The organism is Xanthomonas campestris pv. campestris str. ATCC 33913, assembly GCF_000007145.1.
GTDB lineage: Bacteria > Pseudomonadota > Gammaproteobacteria > Xanthomonadales > Xanthomonadaceae > Xanthomonas > Xanthomonas campestris.
Window position 1 is genome coordinate 1,211,397 of the sequence record NC_003902.1, and the last position, 16,101, is coordinate 1,227,497.

A 16,101-nucleotide genomic window follows, 5' to 3' on the forward strand; every position below is an offset into this window, starting at 1 on the left:
ACGCACCCGGGCGCGACCGCCTTACCGGGAATGCCCGTCGCGCCCAGGTGCGCTCCTACGACGCGGAACTTGTCGGGCACACTGCATCTCCCAGGTTGCGATGGTGTTGGTGATGCAAGAGTTTCTGTCCGCGTTATGCCTGATCGCCGTCATCGAAGGCCTGCTGCTGTTTGCCGTGCCCACCGCCTGGAAGCGCATGGTCGAGCAACTGTTCAGCCTGCCCACCACGCAATTGCGCGCCATTGGCGGCATCACGTTGGTGCTGGGTGCAATCGCGCTGTGGATCGTGCGCCACTGAGGGGACAGCCCGTCATCGGCTGTGACAGAAGCGGGCAGGGAGACGGCGATCGGCAACAGCCGATTGCAGCCACCAGCAGGGTTGCGCCGCTGGGGCGCTCAGCGCGTTTGAAGCACCCGGCGGGCACGCAGCGCGCCCCAATCTGACCAATCCCGGAGCGGCCACCCCCAAGGGGTAGTGCATGCCACCCGAAACCCGGATAATGCACAAAAGCCGGCCGGGCACGCTCCAACCAGAGCACCCCGTTCGGCTTTTTCCGTGTCAGGGCTCCGCGCCACAGCAACGCTCCCCGATGGAGCTGCGCGCACGTGTCGCCGCCAGCCCTGGCCCGGTCCCATCCCGCGGCCCCGATGGCCGCAGCAAAACTCAGGAGTCCACCCGTCATGGGTCAGTCAGTTGTCGTGCTCGGTGCCCAGTGGGGCGATGAAGGCAAAGGCAAGATCGTCGATCTGCTTACCGAGGAGATCGGTGCCGTCGTGCGTTTCCAGGGCGGCCACAATGCCGGCCACACCTTGGTCATCAACGGGAAGAAGACCGTCCTGCACCTGATCCCGTCCGGCATCCTGCGCGACGACGCGCTGTGCCTGATCGGCAATGGCGTGGTGATCTCCCCGGCCGCGTTGATCAAGGAGATCGGCGAGCTGGAATCGGCCGGCGTGGAAGTGCGTTCGCGCCTGAAGATCAGTCCGGCCGCGCCGCTGATCATGCCGTACCACATCGCGCTGGATCAGGCCCGCGAGAAGGCTGCTGGCGGCAAGGCCATCGGCACCACCGGCCGCGGCATCGGCCCGGCATATGAAGACAAGGTGGCGCGCCGCGGTATCCGCATCGCCGACCTGCATTACCCGGCGCAGCTGGAAGAACTGCTGCGCACCGCGCTGGATTACCACAACTTCGTGCTGACCAAGTACCTGGGCGTGGAAGCGGTGGATTTCCAGAAGACCTTCGACGAAGCACTGGCGTTCGGCGAGTACGTGCAGCCGATGAAGTCCGACGTGGCCGGCATCCTGCACGACCTGCGCAAGCAGGGCAAGCGCGTGCTGTTCGAAGGCGCGCAGGGCGCACTGCTGGACATCGACCACGGCACCTATCCGTACGTCACCAGCTCCAACACCACTGTGGGCGGCGCACTGGCCGGCACCGGCGTGGGCGCGGATGCAATCGACTACGTGCTGGGCATTGCCAAGGCCTACGCAACGCGCGTTGGCGGCGGCCCGTTCCCGACCGAGCTGGATGACGAAGTGGGCCAGGGCATCCGCGACCGTGGTGCCGAGTACGGCGCCTCCACCGGCCGCCCGCGTCGCTGCGGCTGGATGGATATCGTCGCGCTCAAGCGTGCGGTGGCCATCAACGGCATCTCCGGCCTGTGCATCACCAAGCTCGACGTGCTCGACGGCATGGAAAAGCTCAAGGTCTGTATCGCGTACGAATACCGCGGCAAGCGCACCGAATACGCCCCGCTGGATGCGCAGGGCTGGGAAGAGTGCACACCGGTGTACCTGGAATTCCCGGGCTGGACCGAGAACACCCACGGCATCACCGAGTGGGACAAGCTGCCCGTCGCCGCACGCGCCTACCTGCGCGCGCTGGAAGAACTGGCCGGCTGCCCGATCTCGATCGTCTCCACCGGCCCGGATCGCGACCACACCATGGTGCTGCAGGACCCGTTCGCCTGATCGGCTGACGCCATCGCACTGCCAAAACGGCCCGGCTTGTCCGGGCCGTTTTCATTTGAGGATTGCTGAGCATTGGCATGACCTTTGGCGGTGCGCGAGCGAGCGTGAGCGGAGGATCATCGCTAGCACCGCGCAACATGCGCCTCCCTCCGCCTACGAGAACTGCCATGCGTCTTCCCCTGGTGACCGCCATCGCCCTGGTCCTGACCGGTACCGCCCTGACCAGCGGCGTGTACGCTGCCGAATTTGCAGTACCCACTGCGGCCACATCCGCCGCATCGGCCATCACCACCCAGCTGCCGCGTACCGCCAGGCCCAGCCACTACGCGATCGAGATCACCCCACATGCCGAGACGATGACCTTCGACGGTAAGGTCAGCATCGATGTCGAGGTGCTGGCGCCCACCGATGCCATCGTGCTGCAGGCCGCGCAGCTGACCTTCGGCAAGGCCACGCTGGCCGCAGCAGGCCGCAAGCCGGTCGCAGCCAAGGTCACCACCGACGCGGATGCGCAGACCGCCAGCATTGCCACCGGCAAGCCACTGGCGCCGGGTAAATATGTGCTGACGCTGGCCTACAGCGGCACCATCAACACGCAGGCCAATGGCTTGTTTGCGCTCGATTACACCACTGCGCAGGGCGCGCGCCGCGCACTGTTCACGCAGTTTGAAAACTCGGATGCGCGCCGCTTCGTACCCTCGTGGGACGAGCCCAACTTCAAGGCCACCTTCGATTTGGTCATCAATGCGCCCGCCGGGCAGATGGCAGTGAGCAACATGCCGGTCGCCTCGTCCAAGCCGGGTACAAACGGGTGCACCCGCGTGGCGTTCCAGACCTCGCCCAAGATGTCGACCTACCTGCTCTTCGTGAGCGTGGGCGACTTTGAGCGCGCCACCGTCAAGGCCGATAACGGTACCGAGATCGGCGTCATTGCGCAGAAGGGCAAGGTAGGCCAGGCGCAGTTTGCGCTGGAATCCGGCCGTGATGTGCTGCACGAATACAACGACTACTTCGGCATCCAATACCCGCTGCCCAAGCTGGACAATATCGCCGCACCAGGGCGCAGCCAGTTCTTCAGTGCCATGGAAAACTGGGGCGCGATCTTTACCTTCGAGTACACGCTGTTGCTCGATCCTGCGGTGGCCAACGTCAGTACCAAACAAGGCGTGTTCACTGTTGCAGCACATGAGATCGCGCACCAGTGGTTCGGTAATCTGGTGACCATGGCGTGGTGGGACGACCTGTGGCTCAACGAAGGCTTTGCCAACTGGATGGAAGCACGCACCACGGCAAAATTGCATCCGGAATGGGATATCGACAAGACCGGCCCGGCGCAAAAAAGTCGCGCGGCCATGCGTCGCGATGCGTATGTCACCACCCATCCGGTGGTGCAGCACGTGGCCACCGTGGAGCAGGCCAGCCAGGCCTTCGACAGTATCACCTACGCCAAGGGTGAGGCCGTGATTGCCATGCTGGAAGACTACGTTGGCGAGGATGCCTGGCGCACCGGCGTGCGCAGCTACATCCGGCAGCATCAGTACGGCAATGCGGTGACCGACCAGTTGTGGCAGCAGATCGATACGGTGGCACCCGGCAAGCAATTCATCCAGGTGGCTCACGACTTCACCCTGCAGCCGGGCGTGCCGTTGATCAAGGCCAGCAGCCGTTGCGTGGGTGGTCAGACCACGGTCACGCTGGAGCAGGGCGAGTTCACGCTGGATCGGCCCGACAAGCAGCCGCTGCGCTGGCATGTGCCAGTTGTGCTGCGTGGCGGTGATGGCAAACAGGTGCGTGTGCTGGTGGACGGCACTGCACAGGTACAGTTGCCTGGCTGCAAGGTGCCGGTGGTGGTCAATGCCGGGCAAAAGGGCTATTTCCGCACAGCGTATGCACCGATGCAGTTCAAGGCGCTGGCCGCGGGCTTCAGCGCATTGCCGGTGGTGGACCAGCTGGGCGTGTTGAACGACACCAATGCACTGGCCGGCGCGGGCGTACAACCGGAGACGGACCTGCTGAATCTCGCGGCCCAGGTAAAGGTCGGCGCATCGCCGGATATCTGGGAGATGGTGGCCAGCATCTACGACAGTGTGGATGGAAGCTTCGAGCGTGACCAGGCTGCGCGCGCTGCCTGGCGCGCGTACGCCGTGCCGCACCTGTCGGCGGAGTTCGCAACATTGGGCTGGGACAATCGTGATGACGATTCGGCGGAGATCCAACAACTGCGCACACGCTTGATCGGCAGCCTCAGCGGCATGGGCGATGCGGCCGTGATTGCCGAAGCGCGCCGGCGGTTTGCCGGGTTCCAGGCCAACCCCGCGTCGCTGTCGCCCGAACTGCGCGACAGCGTGCTCGGTGCGGTTGCGCTCAATGCCGATGCCGCTACCTGGGATGCGTTACATGCGTTGGCCAAGCAGGAGACCTCATCGATGGTGCGCGACACCTATTACGACTTTCTTTCCATGGCCGATGATCAGGCGCTGGCCAAGCGCGCGTTGGAACTGGCGCTGACAGAGGAGCCAGGCGCCACCACCGGTGCGAGCATGATCGACCGGGTCGCCTCCCGGCACCCGGAGTTGGCGTTCGACTTTGCGGTGGCGCATCGCGCACAAGTAGACATGTTGGTGGATTCCACCTCGCGTGCCCGCTACTACCCAAGCCTGGGGATGGATTCGGCCGACCTCGCCACAGCCAACAAGATCAAGGCCTACGCCGACACGTACATCGCGCCAACCTCTCGGCAGACCGCAGACAACGCCATCAACACGATTCAGACGCGGGTGAAGCTGCGGGCGGCGTCGCTGCCGCAGATCAAAGCGTGGTTGGCCGCGCGCAAGCGTTGAAATGGCGTCACGGTGCATGGCATCTGTTTGCTACCCAGCGGATAGGTGCCAGCCCGTGACTTCCGCATTGACATCAGTGCGTGGTGTCTGCATTTGCCAATGACGATGGTGCTCGCCAAGATGGCCGCACTGCTACATGGACGATGCCAATGCGTGTTGTTTCAACTGATCACTTTTCTGTGGCGCGTGTCGCGTGCAGCACCGCACGCGTCATTGCGCTTGTCTGCACGCTGACGTGTACAGCGGCCAGCGCACGCACTATTGCGCAGGTGCGCTACCCGCAGATCGCTGCACATGCTGCCGCCGTGGAAGGTCTGGTCCCTACGGGGTGGCGGGTAGAGCAACGGCTGCAAGGTGACCTGGACCGCGACGGCCGTAACGATGTCGTGCTGGTATTGAAAATGACCGACGCGGCGAACGTGCTGCAGGTTGACGAGCGCACGCCCGAACCGCTGGACACCAACCCACGCATGCTCATTGCAGCGCTCATGGACCCGGCTGGTGGCTATCGTACGGTGACGCAGGATCACGCCCTGATCCCACGCGGCGTCTCCACTGATCAGGATGAGTCTCTCGACGAGAGCGGCACCACCGGAGGCGGCGGCGTTGGTATCAACACAGCCGGTACGGTCACCGTCACCCTGAGCCAGTTTGCCTCGATGGGCTCCTGGCAAATGGGCGAGACCAGCTTCAATTTCCGCTACCAGGACGGCTGCCTGCGCCTGATCGGCTACGAGCGCTCAACGGTACAGCGCAACACCGGCGAGACCAACGCGCTCAGCATCAACTACCTCACCGGCCGCGCCTGGCGCACGCAGGGCAGCGTCGACCACGACGGTGAGCCACCAAAGCGCTGGCTGCGGCTGCCCAAGCAGCCGTTGCAATGCCTGGAGCAGGTGGGCGATGGGTTGATGTTCAATCCGAAGATCGAGTAGTCCATGCGAACTACGTGGCCAGCCAAGGCATCGATAGACGCGTAGTACAGACCCTGCAGCGCTATCGCCCAGCTAGTTGCTGAGCGATAGCGTTACAAGCAGCGAGACGGAGTGCGATGTCCCCAACTGTCTGCGCCGGTGCTTACTGAAAGTGCTCGCTGTTGTCGGCAAGGGCCGAGCGGTCAATTCCCTGCGCCTCACCCGATGCGCATTGCCGAACCCTCACGCACCCGGTTGTCCATCTCCTGCTGCTGGCTTTGCACTAATGCCTGTTGGCGATCCGTGTTGGCAATTTCCAGCCGCTGCAGCGATTGCTCAACCGGCGTCTGCACCGCGACATCGGTCGGCATGTGAGCGCGCAGGTGCGCGGGGTTATTCAATTCGCCCTGTACAACAAACACGTGACGCCCGGCGGGGCTGTCGGCTGTCTGTGTGCTCAGCACCACGTGATCGGCGCGGTCCAGGTTGTTCTGGCGGGCGAGGGTCATCACGCTGGCGATGAGGCGCTCACTGTTCTCGTCCGGTGTGCGCCCGGCTTGCGCATCGATGGCGTTGACGCCTGCGCGGACCTGCTGCAGCAATGCATAGTCCCGGTGGCCAGGCCCAATATCGGCCAGTTGGGTGGGCGCCTGTTTCGGGTCTAGAACGCCATCGACCGACGCGGTTAACGGGCTGCGGGTGATGGAGCGGTGCGGGTCGTCCTCATGAAACTGCGTGGCTTTGTGCTGCCGTTCCATGCGGACGGCGCGGGTATCGTTGAGTTCGGCGATACGGCCGGGATTGGTCTCTTCGCGCATGGAAAGATGCCCGCCGCCTGCGCTGACATTCACCCATTTTTGCTCTTTTTCGAAGTACATCGCATAGAAGCTGTTGCTGCCGATCACATTGGGATCGACCGCGGAGCGGCCTTCCAGCATCTGGATCGCGTCGGTCGTCCCCAGCTTTGCCAGGTACTGGCTGCCGTCCACCACCCCCATTTGCGCAAAGGTCTCGTAGCCCGTGTTGCTGATACGGGTGGTGCCGGCGTACTCGTTGTCGAGCATGTTGGTCCAGATCTGCTCCAGCTTCTGGGGGCCGCTTTTTTCCAATGCCGCTTGCAGAAGGACGCGAGGCGTCCAGCAGTTGGGGTCGAGCTCATGGTCCAGGAAGGCTTGGTCGTGCGCCAGCATGACGGAGGCCCCGGGCAGGTTCAGCGCCAGATCTGGACGATCTTGACGGAACCAGATTTTCCGAAGTTCAAGATCCTTCTTGAGCAGTGTCTGTCCAAAATCCTCCCACTGCCGCTCGCTCAAGTCCGCGTTGGCAAAACGAGAGCCAGTATCGTGCTGTGTCCTGGCATAGTCTTGCGCGTAACTGTTGGCCACTTGGCCGGGCAAGCTGTCGTTGCGCACCACGCCCAGCGCCAGCGTACCGTAGCCGTCCGCGCCATCCAGCTGCGAAAGATAGTTCCAGTACAACTCGCGATTGCCTTTATCCGCGTAGTTGGTAAGGATCTTGAGATCTTGCCCAGTCAATCCACTCATATTTTACTCCCTGTCAGTAGACCGATCACCTGACTTTGGTGCGTGCCAGTACTTCTTTTACTGCATCCTCCATGCGTTTCCAGTCCTTCAAGAATGCACGCTTGTAGTTGAGAGTGATGGAAAGTTTGTTTTCGATATCGGAGAAGTAGTGGACGCAACTTGCAGCGACGGCACCTTTTTCATGGACTACTTCAGATCCCTCCAGCCGAACGCCATCTCCTCGGAATTTTTTGCTGTCGCACTTGATGAATGTGGTCAAATTGCCGCTGGAGTCGCGCGCGACGTACCAGTCGTCCTCAAACGCAGGGTTGCGCGTTGGAGGCTTGCCGTAGTGGGCTTCGTACGCTTTAACGTACACCGCCATCTTTTCTTCATCGATGGCATACGGCGTCAATCCGAGTGTTTCAGGCTGTGCAATACGCAGATCGAGTCTGTCGACGGGATCACCCCGTTCGACAGAATCAGGCTCGGTAAGCGCTTCGTTAGACGAATAACGTGCCAGCAATCCTTCGATGGGGACACGGTCAACATAATTCATCGAGGCATGGATCTCCTTGCGGAAATCATTCGTGCGCGGGTTCGCCCGCGCACCGGGCGGGGTGGGGGTCATATCTGGCCACTCGATGACCAGCGTCACCACCTCGATGGACCACGGTGCGATCTGGCTATCCAGATAGTTGGCGGGGATGCGGAAGGTGTTCGGCCCTAGCTTCACATCGACGGGAGCATCCGAATAGGTGTGCCCGTTGATGGTGCGGCCTGTGGTAACGGTGCCTGACATGGGGGAAGTCCTTTTTTGTTCGGGTGATGGCGTCCGTGCACAGGCACTGCCGGTGACAGCGATGGCGAGTGCAAGGGCCAGGCACCGGCCGGATGACATCATGTGCATTGGTCAATCCATTGCAGGGTTCGCCGCAACTATAGGCAACTTGGGATCAGCGCGACAGCAAGGGCCAAGCCTGCGATTGTCCGTGCCATGCGCCGCACGACATGGGAATGCGATCACGCTCTGCCGGAAGGAAAGGCGCGTGGATCAAAACGCGGGCGGTGCAACGGCCGCTCGCCACGTGTGCCGAAGAAGGACGTTTGCCGCCCTTGATCGCACTAAGTGTCGAGCTGCAGCGTGGTCAACGCAGACGTCGCCGCGTCATGCTCCAAACGCGCCATCGATCGTATGCATTGCGCCGGTGACAAAGCTCGCTTCCGGGCCTGCCAGCCATGCCACCATGCCGGCCACTTCGTCGGCACGGCCGTGGCGTTTGATCGCCATGAAGCTGTGCATCAGGTCTTTCATCGGCCCGTTTTCCGGGTTGGCATCGGTATCGATCGGGCCCGGTTGCACCACGTTGATGGTGATGCCACGCGGCCCGAAGTCGCGGGCCAGCCCGCGCGCCAGCCCTTGCAGCGCGGATTTGCTCAGCGCGTAGGACGCCATGCCGGGCAGCGGCATGCGGTCGCCGTTGACCGAGCCGATCACGATGATCCGCCCGCCGGGCGGCATCTGCCGCGCGGCCTCCACGGCGGCGTGGTAGGGCGCGTGCACGTTGATGCGCAACAGCCGGTCCACCGCGTCCGGATCCTGGTCCAGCGCATCGCCGAACAAGGCGATGCCGGAGTTGACCACCAGCACATCCAGCGGCCCGCTGCGGCGCACCGTTTCGATGACCGCATCGCGGTCGGCACTGTCGGCCAGCACCGCGGTGCTGCCGGTGTCGCTGGCCAGGCGCTGCGCCGCCTCGACAGAGCCGGCATAGGTAAACGTCACCCGCGCGCCCTCGCTCACGAAGCGCCGCACGATGGCGGCCCCAATCCCCCGGCTGCCACCGAGCACCAATACCGACTTGTCTTTGAACGCTGACATGCACCACCTCGCAATTAATGTAGCGGGTAATACATAATATATTTCGCCTGCCGTCAAGGATGTTGTAACAATGACTACAGAAACCTCCCGGGCGCGCGGCCGGCCGCGCGCATTCGACCCGGATCAAGCGGTCGCCACCGCGCAGCAGCTGTTCCATGCGCGCGGCTACGACGCACTGAGCGTGGCCGACCTCACCCAGGCGCTGGGCATCAACCCGCCCAGTTTCTACGCCGCCTTCGGCAGCAAGGCCGGCCTGTATGCGCGCATCCTCGACCGCTACGCGCAGACCGGGGCCATCCCGCTGCCACAGATCCTGGACACCGACCGCCCGCTGGCCGACGCGCTGGCAGACGTACTGGAGCAGGCTGCGCGCTGCTACGCCGCAGACCCCGCTGCCACCGGCTGCCTGGTGCTGGAAGGCACGCGCAGCAACGACGCGCAGGCGCGCGAGGCGGCCTGTGGTTTTCATGTCGCCGCCCAGGAGTTGATCCGCTCCCACATCGCCAAGCAGCGCCCGCACGACGCCGACCGGCTGGCGGATTTCGTCAGCACCACCATGGCCGGGCTGTCCGCCAGCGCCCGGCATGGGCAGAGCCTGGAGCGTCTGCTGGCGAGTGCGCGCTTGGCGGGGGAGGCGCTTCGGGTGGCGCTGCGCGGATAAACAGGGTGCGAGCGGGCAGAGGGCTTTCGATGGCGTGCGCGCACCTGCTCGCTAATCGAGGTGCGCTTGCCGCTACTCAGTACGGTCAATGGTCAGGTGGTACGAGACGATCGTGATTGGCCGTCGCTCAGGCGAAGTCGTTGTCGGATGATTGGTGCGGTAAATCAGGAAGGGACGGGGCAGCGCCTGTGGGACATCCATGTTCTAGGCTGGCTTTAACACAGGCCACTTCAACCTCCTTGTGCAATGCTGGTGAGCACATGGAGCCGCGCGCAGCGTGTTGTTTAAACGTTTCAAACTATCCGAATTGCTGCTCACCCCGGACAGTCGCGCTGAGTCCATACCAGATGGTGTCGTTGCGGGATGCAGCGTCTATTTCGGTCCCGCAATGGGAGCGCCGCTGAACCATTTTCGTCTGCGATCAGTCACTTGACCGAGCCTACTCATACGGCCACAGTCCGGGACGTTCGCCCTCTTCGTTCAAGGATGCCCGTGAAGAAGCTGACCCATTGCATCGTGGCGACCGCGCTGGTGCCCATCATGACGCTTGGGTGTGCACGGCTTTCGATGGAAAAGGCTGCCGCAAAACCCCCAAGTGGTGCACAAGAAGCATCGTTTTTTCCTCAGGCGCCTGCTGCCACGCCTTCGCCTTGGGTGCCCTTCAAGCTGGAACGGCAGATGGGTGCGGTCTGTGTGGATCGTATGCAATCACAGGGTTCCTCGCCTGCACCATTGCTAAGGGACGGGTTTTGCAAAGGCCCGGCGCCTGCGCATATAGCGCGCGCATTGCTTGCCCTGCCTGCAAGTGCGGTTGACGCCTCGCCGCGAGCGCGCGAAGCGAGCCTGCGCGATGCCGTGTATGTGGCCGCACCCGGCTTGGGACGGCGCGCGGACTTCACCGTGGTTGCGGGTGATCTGACGATCCGTTCGTTTGAGAGTGCTGAGCCTGACAAAACGGTGTACGTGGTTTGGTCGGTGAAATGCGGTCCGGGCGAAGCTGGCCTCGCGTGTCAGTCAGGCAAAGGCCGCAAAGCCTATCGCCTCGGTAAGGACGGCACCGCACATGACGTCAGTGCATTGGTGTTCCCGCCGGTGCCCAGCCTGAGCGCTCAAGACATTGCCAGGCAAAACGACCACGGCGGCTCGGAGCTTTTTCTGTTCGACGACAAGCTACCTGTGGCGTCGACAATGCGATGGCTGATGGAATTTGATCCCGACCAGCCACTGGCCACCGATGACCCGAAGCGCGTCGGGTCTTACGCCCATTTTGGTTTTCTTCGGTGGACAGGCGAACGCTTCGAGCTGGTAGAGCGAGTCCCTAGAGCGCAGTGGCCATGTCGTCAGCAACGCACAGGCCAACCCGCGTGCTCGGATTATCCCGATGGTGAGGACCGTTTCGTTTCGAGGTAAATGCAGTGGCAACACGGATTACCATGCTGTTAGGTGCGGCATGAGGTGAAAGGCTCGCGCACGAGTCACTAGACCAGAACTGTAAGCAGTGCGACGCAGAGCAATGACGTGTTTTGGTAAAAATTACGTAGATCTTGGGCTACCCCATTCAGACGGAGCAGAGCATGCGTCATCGCCATTTAAACGGACTGGTTGTGGGTGCCGTGTTCATCGCTGCAGCTGGATGCGCCCAAGACAGCGCGCGCTCGGCAAACCGTACCTCTACGGCAGCACCCGCCTCCGAGCATGCCTACCCAGCAGTGCCATCGTCTTCTCCAAAGCCTTGGAAGCGCTTCGCGCTGGAGCAAGGCATGGGGGCAACGTGTTCAACCCGGTCGCAGCGAACCTCTTCTGGCCGCAGCGCCCTGCTGCCGGCTGACGAATGTATCGGCCCTGCGCCGCGTCCCCTTGCCAAAGTCATTTTGTCGCTTACACCGTCTGATCTTGGGCTTTCAGTTGAAGCACGGGGCGAGGCCTTGAAGCATGCCGTTTACGTTGCGTCACCTGGCTTGGGTGAGCGCGCGGACTTCTTGTTGGCGAGCGATAAATTCTGGGTGCGCTCATTCGAATCGCATGATCCGCTTCAAACCGTTTATCTGGTCGGCGGTGTGAGCTGTACCGATCAGGCATTGAACTGCAAAGATTCGCGTGGAGTACGCGGGTTCCGGTTTGAGGGGAAAGATCGGCTTGTGGATGTCAGTAAGAACGTATTGCCAGCGGCGCCTACATTGTCCGAAGACGACGTGCGTCGCTATCAAGCCTATGCGGAGCCGGTTCCCTCTCTGGATGTTTCGCGTCTGTGGCAGGTTCCCGTGTTGCGCTGGGTCATCGAATTCGACCCGGATGCGCCGTTGGCCGGTGACCCGCGCTATTACAACGATTGGGCGTATCTACATTTCGGGTTTCTGGTATGGAACGGAAAGCGCTTCGATTTGATGGATAAGGTTGATCGCTCACGTTGGCCGTGTAGGCCCGTCGCTGAAGGAACGGCGGCCTGTTCTGGCCCGCTGGATAACAGGGGCGATCGTTTCGTCACTCCTTAGAGTAGCTACCAAAACGATGGCGTCGCTACGTTTTGTTGGCCGTTCTTAATCGATGCATGGAGAGCAAAGATGGCTCGGGTCATAGAGTTCAATATCAAAGAGCGTGCGGATGAAGTGGTGGTGTTGTTCAATGCGAACCGTCCAGCAGACGCGGTGGCATTGCTGGAACAACACCGCCAGGGACAGCCTGAGGTCGTGCGAGAAAGCATGGACCGTTATGTCGGCAGCCAGGCAGAGCGCGGCATCGCCAGCGGTGCTGAAGGCCCGCAGACACCCTCCGTAGCAGCAGGGCTACAGCGCCTACAAGGCATCCCAACAACTCCACCGAGATTTCCAGCCGAAGCGGAGATGGCGGTTCTTTCCGACCGGCAGAAGTACGACGTCTACGCAAGTATCGCCCAGGCTCGCGGCAACACGGCCGCGGATCAATCGCTGGCCACGCCAGGGCAACGGGTCATCTTGGGGTTGCGCCAAGAAAACTCCACGCTCGACGCCATGGTAGATTCGGCTCATCCAACGCAACGAGCGGCAGATAACCCGGCAACTGCGCGTGACGAATCGCGTGGCGGCAGTGGCGTCTACAACGACCGCTTGGTCGTCTTGTGGAAGGATGCTGACGGCACCCCGCACGTGGTGGAATCCAATCGCGCCAATACAGAGCCCACCGCGCAATACGACCATCACGCCGGCAATACGGGAGCGAGGCCGCTGGGCGAGGGCGGCCGCGAGAATCGACGATTCGATCCTTCCCCTGGGTTTGAAAGCATTACGCGGCCCCGCAAGATCGAAGGTGACGACGTCAATGCAGACGGCGTTCGAGATCTTGGACGTCTGCATGACGGCACGATCGAAATGCAGAGGGCGCAGCATCCCAATCCTTTGCTGGCCGGAACCCTGGACGACGCGCTGAGGCCCAGTCAGGCTGCGGTCACCGCAGGGCGCGAGATGGTGCAGCGAGACAGCAATGCCGATGGTTGGTTCGATTAGACCGATGTCAACGGTACGCAGGATCTCAACGACACGTTCAAGATCCATCGCGGATCACGTGGAAGTACGGATTCCGCCGGTTGCCAGACGATCCACGCGGACGACTACGACGCGTTCATGGATGCTGTTCAAGGCAACCCCGCACAAACGCGCTGGCAATACGTGCTGACCAGCACCACGCCCGGGCCGGTGCGGGAGCAGCAACGGGACCAAGGGCGAGGGAATGAAGGGGCACAGCCAGGGCAGGAGGAGCGGGGGCATCCGCCGGCCCAGCCGCAGCGGCAGAACGGCGGGCCTGCAGCGCCTGTGCCTGGGAGGCCACGACAGGCAGACGCAGAAGACGCCCAACCCGCGCCTCACCCGTTGCATGCGCAGGCCAGCACCTTGGTCGGCCGGCTGGACGCCAGCATGGGCCGCGCCAGCGATGCGCACAGCGAGCGGATGAGCGCCAGCCTTGCGCACTTGGCAAAGGAGCATGGGCTTGAGCGGATTGATCACGTAATGCTGAGCAACCAAACATCGCGTGCAGCGGCCGGTGCCACCGTGTTCGTGGTACAGGGCGAACCCAGCAACCCGGCCCATCTGCGCGCCAGCATGCCCACCGATCTGGCTGTCACTACGCCGGTGGAGCAGTCGCTGGCAAAGCTGCAGGAGCTAGATGCGCGTACCTTGGCGCAAGCGCAGAGTCAGGCGCAGGAAAGAGCGGTGGCTCAGGAAGAGGCGGTCAAGCCCCGGAGTATTGGGTGAGGTTGTCCGTTCCCAGCCTTCGGCTGTGGACAAGCGCTCGGTTTCTCTTTTGAAAGCGCCCGCTTGCAAAAAGCGATCGTCCGACCGATATTCCAGATTCCGGAATCTGGAATAAGGCGGGCTGGCTGTGGAATTGAAGCCCCAGGATCTGGTGGTGCTGTACAAGCAAGTCGCCCAGGCGAACCAAACCTGGACCTATGCCTCGCTGGGAGAAGCGCTGGGCATGAGCGCCTCTCAGGTGCATCGCAGCGTCAAGCGCGCGGTGGCATCTGGTTTGGCTCTTGAAAAAAGCCGGGGCGAGTGGGAGACGGTGCGCACGGCTTTGCACGAGTTTGCGGTCCACGGCGTGCGCTATGCCTTTCCTGCCGTCATCGGGCCGCTAAAGCGCGGCATTCCGACCTCCTTTGGCGCGCCTCCTCTGTCCATTGCCATTTCCAGCGCCCCAGGGGACGCACCGGTATGGCCAAGCGCGCAGGGCACGTCCAAAGGGCCTAGCTTGTCGCCGTTGTCAGCCGGTGTGCCCACTGCTGCGATGGCCGACCCTGCCTTGCATGCGCTGCTGGCGCTGCAGGATGCCCTGCGCAGCGGGCGTGCCCGCGAGCGCGCGCTGGCAGCAAGCTATCTCAAGCAATTGCTGGGGATTGGTGATGCGGCCTGATGATCCTAATCTGCCGCATCTGCTTGTGATTGCGGATGCATTGGGCGAGCTTCGCGAACACGTAGTCTTTCTTGGCGGGGCAGTGGTTGGCCTGCTGGTGTCGGATCCATTGGCTGAAAACGTCCGCGCCACCTATGACGTCGATGCGGTGGTCAATCTTGATTGGTCTCGGTTTCGCGGTATTGAGGCGCGTGTGGAATCGCAGGGCTTCGCGCGCGAGATGCAGAGCGGCGTCGTCTGCCGCTGGGTACACAAAGCATCGGGCTTCATCTTCGACTTGATGCCAGTGGATGAAGGCGTGCTTGGATTCTCCAACCGCTGGTACGCCCATGCTGTAGAGACGGCCCAAGTGGTGGCCTTGAGCGATCGCCTGTCCATCCGTTTGGTGACAGCGACAGCATTCGTGGCGACCAAGCTCGAAGCCTTCGTTACCCGAGGCAACAGTGACTTCCTTTCCAGTCACGACCTAGAGGACGTCCTCAATGTCGTCGATGGCCGGGCCGAGCTGGTGGAAGAGCTTGCCGTGGAGCATGCAGACCTTCGGCATTGGGTTGCCGACGTGTTTTTGGGGCTAGTCGATAACCCGACGTTTGTGAATGCGTTGCCGGGATTGGTCGCCGAACCGGAGCGCGCAAGCGTCGTGCTTCAGCGCCTACGCACCATTGCATCAGCGTAGCTGCGACACCGTCGGCTTAGGTCTGCAAACAAAACCTTGAAGCACCGGCGCCCGCTTGCGATCATGCATCGCAATTGCAACGCACTGGGCCGGCCATGAAATCCGCATCACTTCCATCGCTCCGGGTAGACCCGGCGCTGCGCGAAGCGGCCGAAGCCGTGTTGCAGGAGGGTGAGACGCTTTCCAGCTTTGTCGAGCACTCCGTGCGTGCCCAGGTGCAGCAGCGCCAGCAGCAGGAAGCCTTCATTGCCCGTGGGCTGGCTTCGCGTGACAGCGCCAAGGCATCCAACCGGTACATCGAGGCGAAGGATGTGCTGGCCGGGCTGCAGTCCCAACTGGACAAGGCGCGCAAGGGCTGAGCCAGCGTGGGATATTCCGTCCGCTTCACTCAGTACGCGCGCAACGATCTCGCGCGTCTTTACGACTGGCTGCTACAGCGTGCCGAAAGCGGCTTCACCGTGGTCGAGCGCGCGCTGCAGGCCATCCGCGACGGCGTCACCGTGCTGGCACTTGCCCCGTTGAGCTGCCGCAAGGCGGTGCCGGCAGACCCGTTCTTGCGGGAGTTGGTGATCGGCTTCGGTGCCAGCGGCTATGTGCTGCTGTTTGAGGTTGAAAGCAATCAGGTCGTCACCGTTTTGGCAGTCAGGCATCAGCGTGAAGACGACTATCATTGAGTTAGGCACCTGCGTCCACCTCTTGGCGTGAGAGTCGATGCCCGGGCAGGGCCAAAATCAGGGGTTAAAGATA

The 16,101-nt window shown here is 62.4% G+C and carries 14 protein-coding genes and 1 pseudogene; 12 read left to right on the forward strand and 3 right to left on the reverse strand.

Annotated elements, in window-relative coordinates; translation table 11 throughout:
* The first annotated feature begins 112 nt into the window (after window positions 1-112).
* The 4 genes from XCC_RS05440 (at window position 113) to XCC_RS05455 (ending at window position 5,749) form a co-directional block, all read left to right on the forward strand.
* Window positions 113-298, forward strand: coding sequence for a DUF2065 domain-containing protein (locus tag XCC_RS05440; protein ID WP_057673096.1), 186 nt, complete (start codon window positions 113-115; stop codon window positions 296-298).
* 383 nt (window positions 299-681) lie between these two features.
* On the forward strand, window positions 682-1,974 hold the full coding sequence (locus XCC_RS05445; RefSeq protein WP_011036253.1) for an adenylosuccinate synthase: 1,293 nt from the start codon (window positions 682-684) through the stop codon (window positions 1,972-1,974).
* A 167-nt stretch (window positions 1,975-2,141) separates the two neighbouring features.
* Window positions 2,142-4,814 carry a M1 family metallopeptidase gene (locus tag XCC_RS05450; protein ID WP_011036254.1) on the forward strand — a complete coding sequence of 891 codons (2,673 nt, stop codon included), beginning with the start codon at window positions 2,142-2,144 and terminating at the stop codon, window positions 4,812-4,814.
* Between the two features lie 83 nt (window positions 4,815-4,897).
* Window positions 4,898-5,749 (forward strand): hypothetical protein, encoded by an 852-nt coding sequence (locus XCC_RS05455; RefSeq protein ID WP_228415088.1) that lies wholly within the window; start codon window positions 4,898-4,900, stop codon window positions 5,747-5,749.
* Window positions 5,750-5,946: 197 nt separating this feature from the next.
* On the opposite strand, the gene XCC_RS05460 is transcribed toward XCC_RS05455, so the two are convergent.
* From XCC_RS05460 to bdcA, 3 genes are all read right to left on the reverse strand, one after another.
* Window positions 5,947-7,272, reverse strand: a complete 1,326-nt coding sequence (locus XCC_RS05460) for a Smlt3024 family type IV secretion system effector (protein ID WP_164923325.1) — start codon at window positions 7,270-7,272, stop codon at window positions 5,947-5,949.
* A 25-nt stretch (window positions 7,273-7,297) separates the two neighbouring features.
* Window positions 7,298-8,161 (reverse strand): Smlt3025 familytype IV secretion system inhibitor, encoded by an 864-nt coding sequence (locus XCC_RS05465; RefSeq protein ID WP_057673075.1) that lies wholly within the window; start codon window positions 8,159-8,161, stop codon window positions 7,298-7,300.
* Between the two features lie 258 nt (window positions 8,162-8,419).
* Window positions 8,420-9,133: an SDR family oxidoreductase gene (gene bdcA / locus XCC_RS05470; RefSeq protein WP_011036257.1), complete on the reverse strand. Its 714-nt coding sequence runs from the start codon at window positions 9,131-9,133 to the stop codon at window positions 8,420-8,422.
* A 70-nt stretch (window positions 9,134-9,203) separates the two neighbouring features.
* Here bdcA and XCC_RS05475 point away from each other — a divergent pair, with 70 nt between their 5' ends.
* The 8 genes and pseudogenes from XCC_RS05475 (at window position 9,204) to XCC_RS05515 (ending at window position 16,028) form a co-directional block, all read left to right on the forward strand.
* Window positions 9,204-9,794, forward strand: a complete 591-nt coding sequence (locus tag XCC_RS05475; protein WP_011036258.1) for a TetR/AcrR family transcriptional regulator — start codon at window positions 9,204-9,206, stop codon at window positions 9,792-9,794.
* A gap of 492 nt (window positions 9,795-10,286) precedes the next feature.
* Window positions 10,287-11,204, forward strand: coding sequence for a hypothetical protein (locus XCC_RS05480; RefSeq protein ID WP_164923326.1), 918 nt, complete (start codon window positions 10,287-10,289; stop codon window positions 11,202-11,204).
* A gap of 164 nt (window positions 11,205-11,368) precedes the next feature.
* A complete protein-coding gene (locus XCC_RS05485) occupies window positions 11,369-12,286 on the forward strand; it encodes a hypothetical protein (RefSeq protein WP_162470832.1) in 918 nt (305 codons plus the stop codon).
* Window positions 12,287-12,355: 69 nt separating this feature from the next.
* Window positions 12,356-14,020 (forward strand): annotated as a pseudogene (locus tag XCC_RS05490) (XVIPCD domain-containing protein).
* A 127-nt stretch (window positions 14,021-14,147) separates the two neighbouring features.
* On the forward strand, window positions 14,148-14,678 hold the full coding sequence (locus XCC_RS05500; protein WP_011036263.1) for a hypothetical protein: 531 nt from the start codon (window positions 14,148-14,150) through the stop codon (window positions 14,676-14,678).
* Entirely contained in the window at window positions 14,668-15,354 is a 687-nt protein-coding gene (locus XCC_RS05505) for a hypothetical protein (RefSeq protein ID WP_057673074.1), read from the forward strand. The genes XCC_RS05500 and XCC_RS05505 overlap by 11 nt, the downstream gene beginning before the upstream one ends.
* 95 nt (window positions 15,355-15,449) lie before the next feature.
* Window positions 15,450-15,713 carry a YlcI/YnfO family protein gene (locus XCC_RS05510; protein ID WP_011036265.1) on the forward strand — a complete coding sequence of 88 codons (264 nt, stop codon included), beginning with the start codon at window positions 15,450-15,452 and terminating at the stop codon, window positions 15,711-15,713.
* Window positions 15,714-15,719: 6 nt separating this feature from the next.
* Window positions 15,720-16,028 (forward strand): type II toxin-antitoxin system RelE/ParE family toxin, encoded by a 309-nt coding sequence (locus tag XCC_RS05515; RefSeq protein ID WP_011036266.1) that lies wholly within the window; start codon window positions 15,720-15,722, stop codon window positions 16,026-16,028.
* Window positions 16,029-16,101 lie beyond the last annotated feature (73 nt).

Excerpts from the sequence above, each read along its gene's own strand:
- XCC_RS05465 (WP_057673075.1), bottom strand. The coding sequence starts at position 8,161 with ATGCACATGATGTCATCCGGCCGGTGCCTGGCCCTTGCACTCGCCATC.
- XCC_RS05460 (WP_164923325.1), bottom strand. The coding sequence starts at position 7,272 with ATGAGTGGATTGACTGGGCAAGATCTCAAGATCCTTACCAACTACGCG.
- bdcA (WP_011036257.1), bottom strand. The coding sequence starts at position 9,133 with ATGTCAGCGTTCAAAGACAAGTCGGTATTGGTGCTCGGTGGCAGCCGG.
- XCC_RS05440 (WP_057673096.1), top strand. The coding sequence starts at position 113 with ATGCAAGAGTTTCTGTCCGCGTTATGCCTGATCGCCGTCATCGAAGGC.
- XCC_RS05505 (WP_057673074.1), top strand. The coding sequence starts at position 14,668 with ATGCGGCCTGATGATCCTAATCTGCCGCATCTGCTTGTGATTGCGGAT.
- XCC_RS05510 (WP_011036265.1), top strand. The coding sequence starts at position 15,450 with ATGAAATCCGCATCACTTCCATCGCTCCGGGTAGACCCGGCGCTGCGC.
- XCC_RS05445 (WP_011036253.1), top strand. The coding sequence starts at position 682 with ATGGGTCAGTCAGTTGTCGTGCTCGGTGCCCAGTGGGGCGATGAAGGC.
- XCC_RS05485 (WP_162470832.1), top strand. The coding sequence starts at position 11,369 with ATGCGTCATCGCCATTTAAACGGACTGGTTGTGGGTGCCGTGTTCATC.
- XCC_RS05450 (WP_011036254.1), top strand. The coding sequence starts at position 2,142 with ATGCGTCTTCCCCTGGTGACCGCCATCGCCCTGGTCCTGACCGGTACC.
- XCC_RS05475 (WP_011036258.1), top strand. The coding sequence starts at position 9,204 with ATGACTACAGAAACCTCCCGGGCGCGCGGCCGGCCGCGCGCATTCGAC.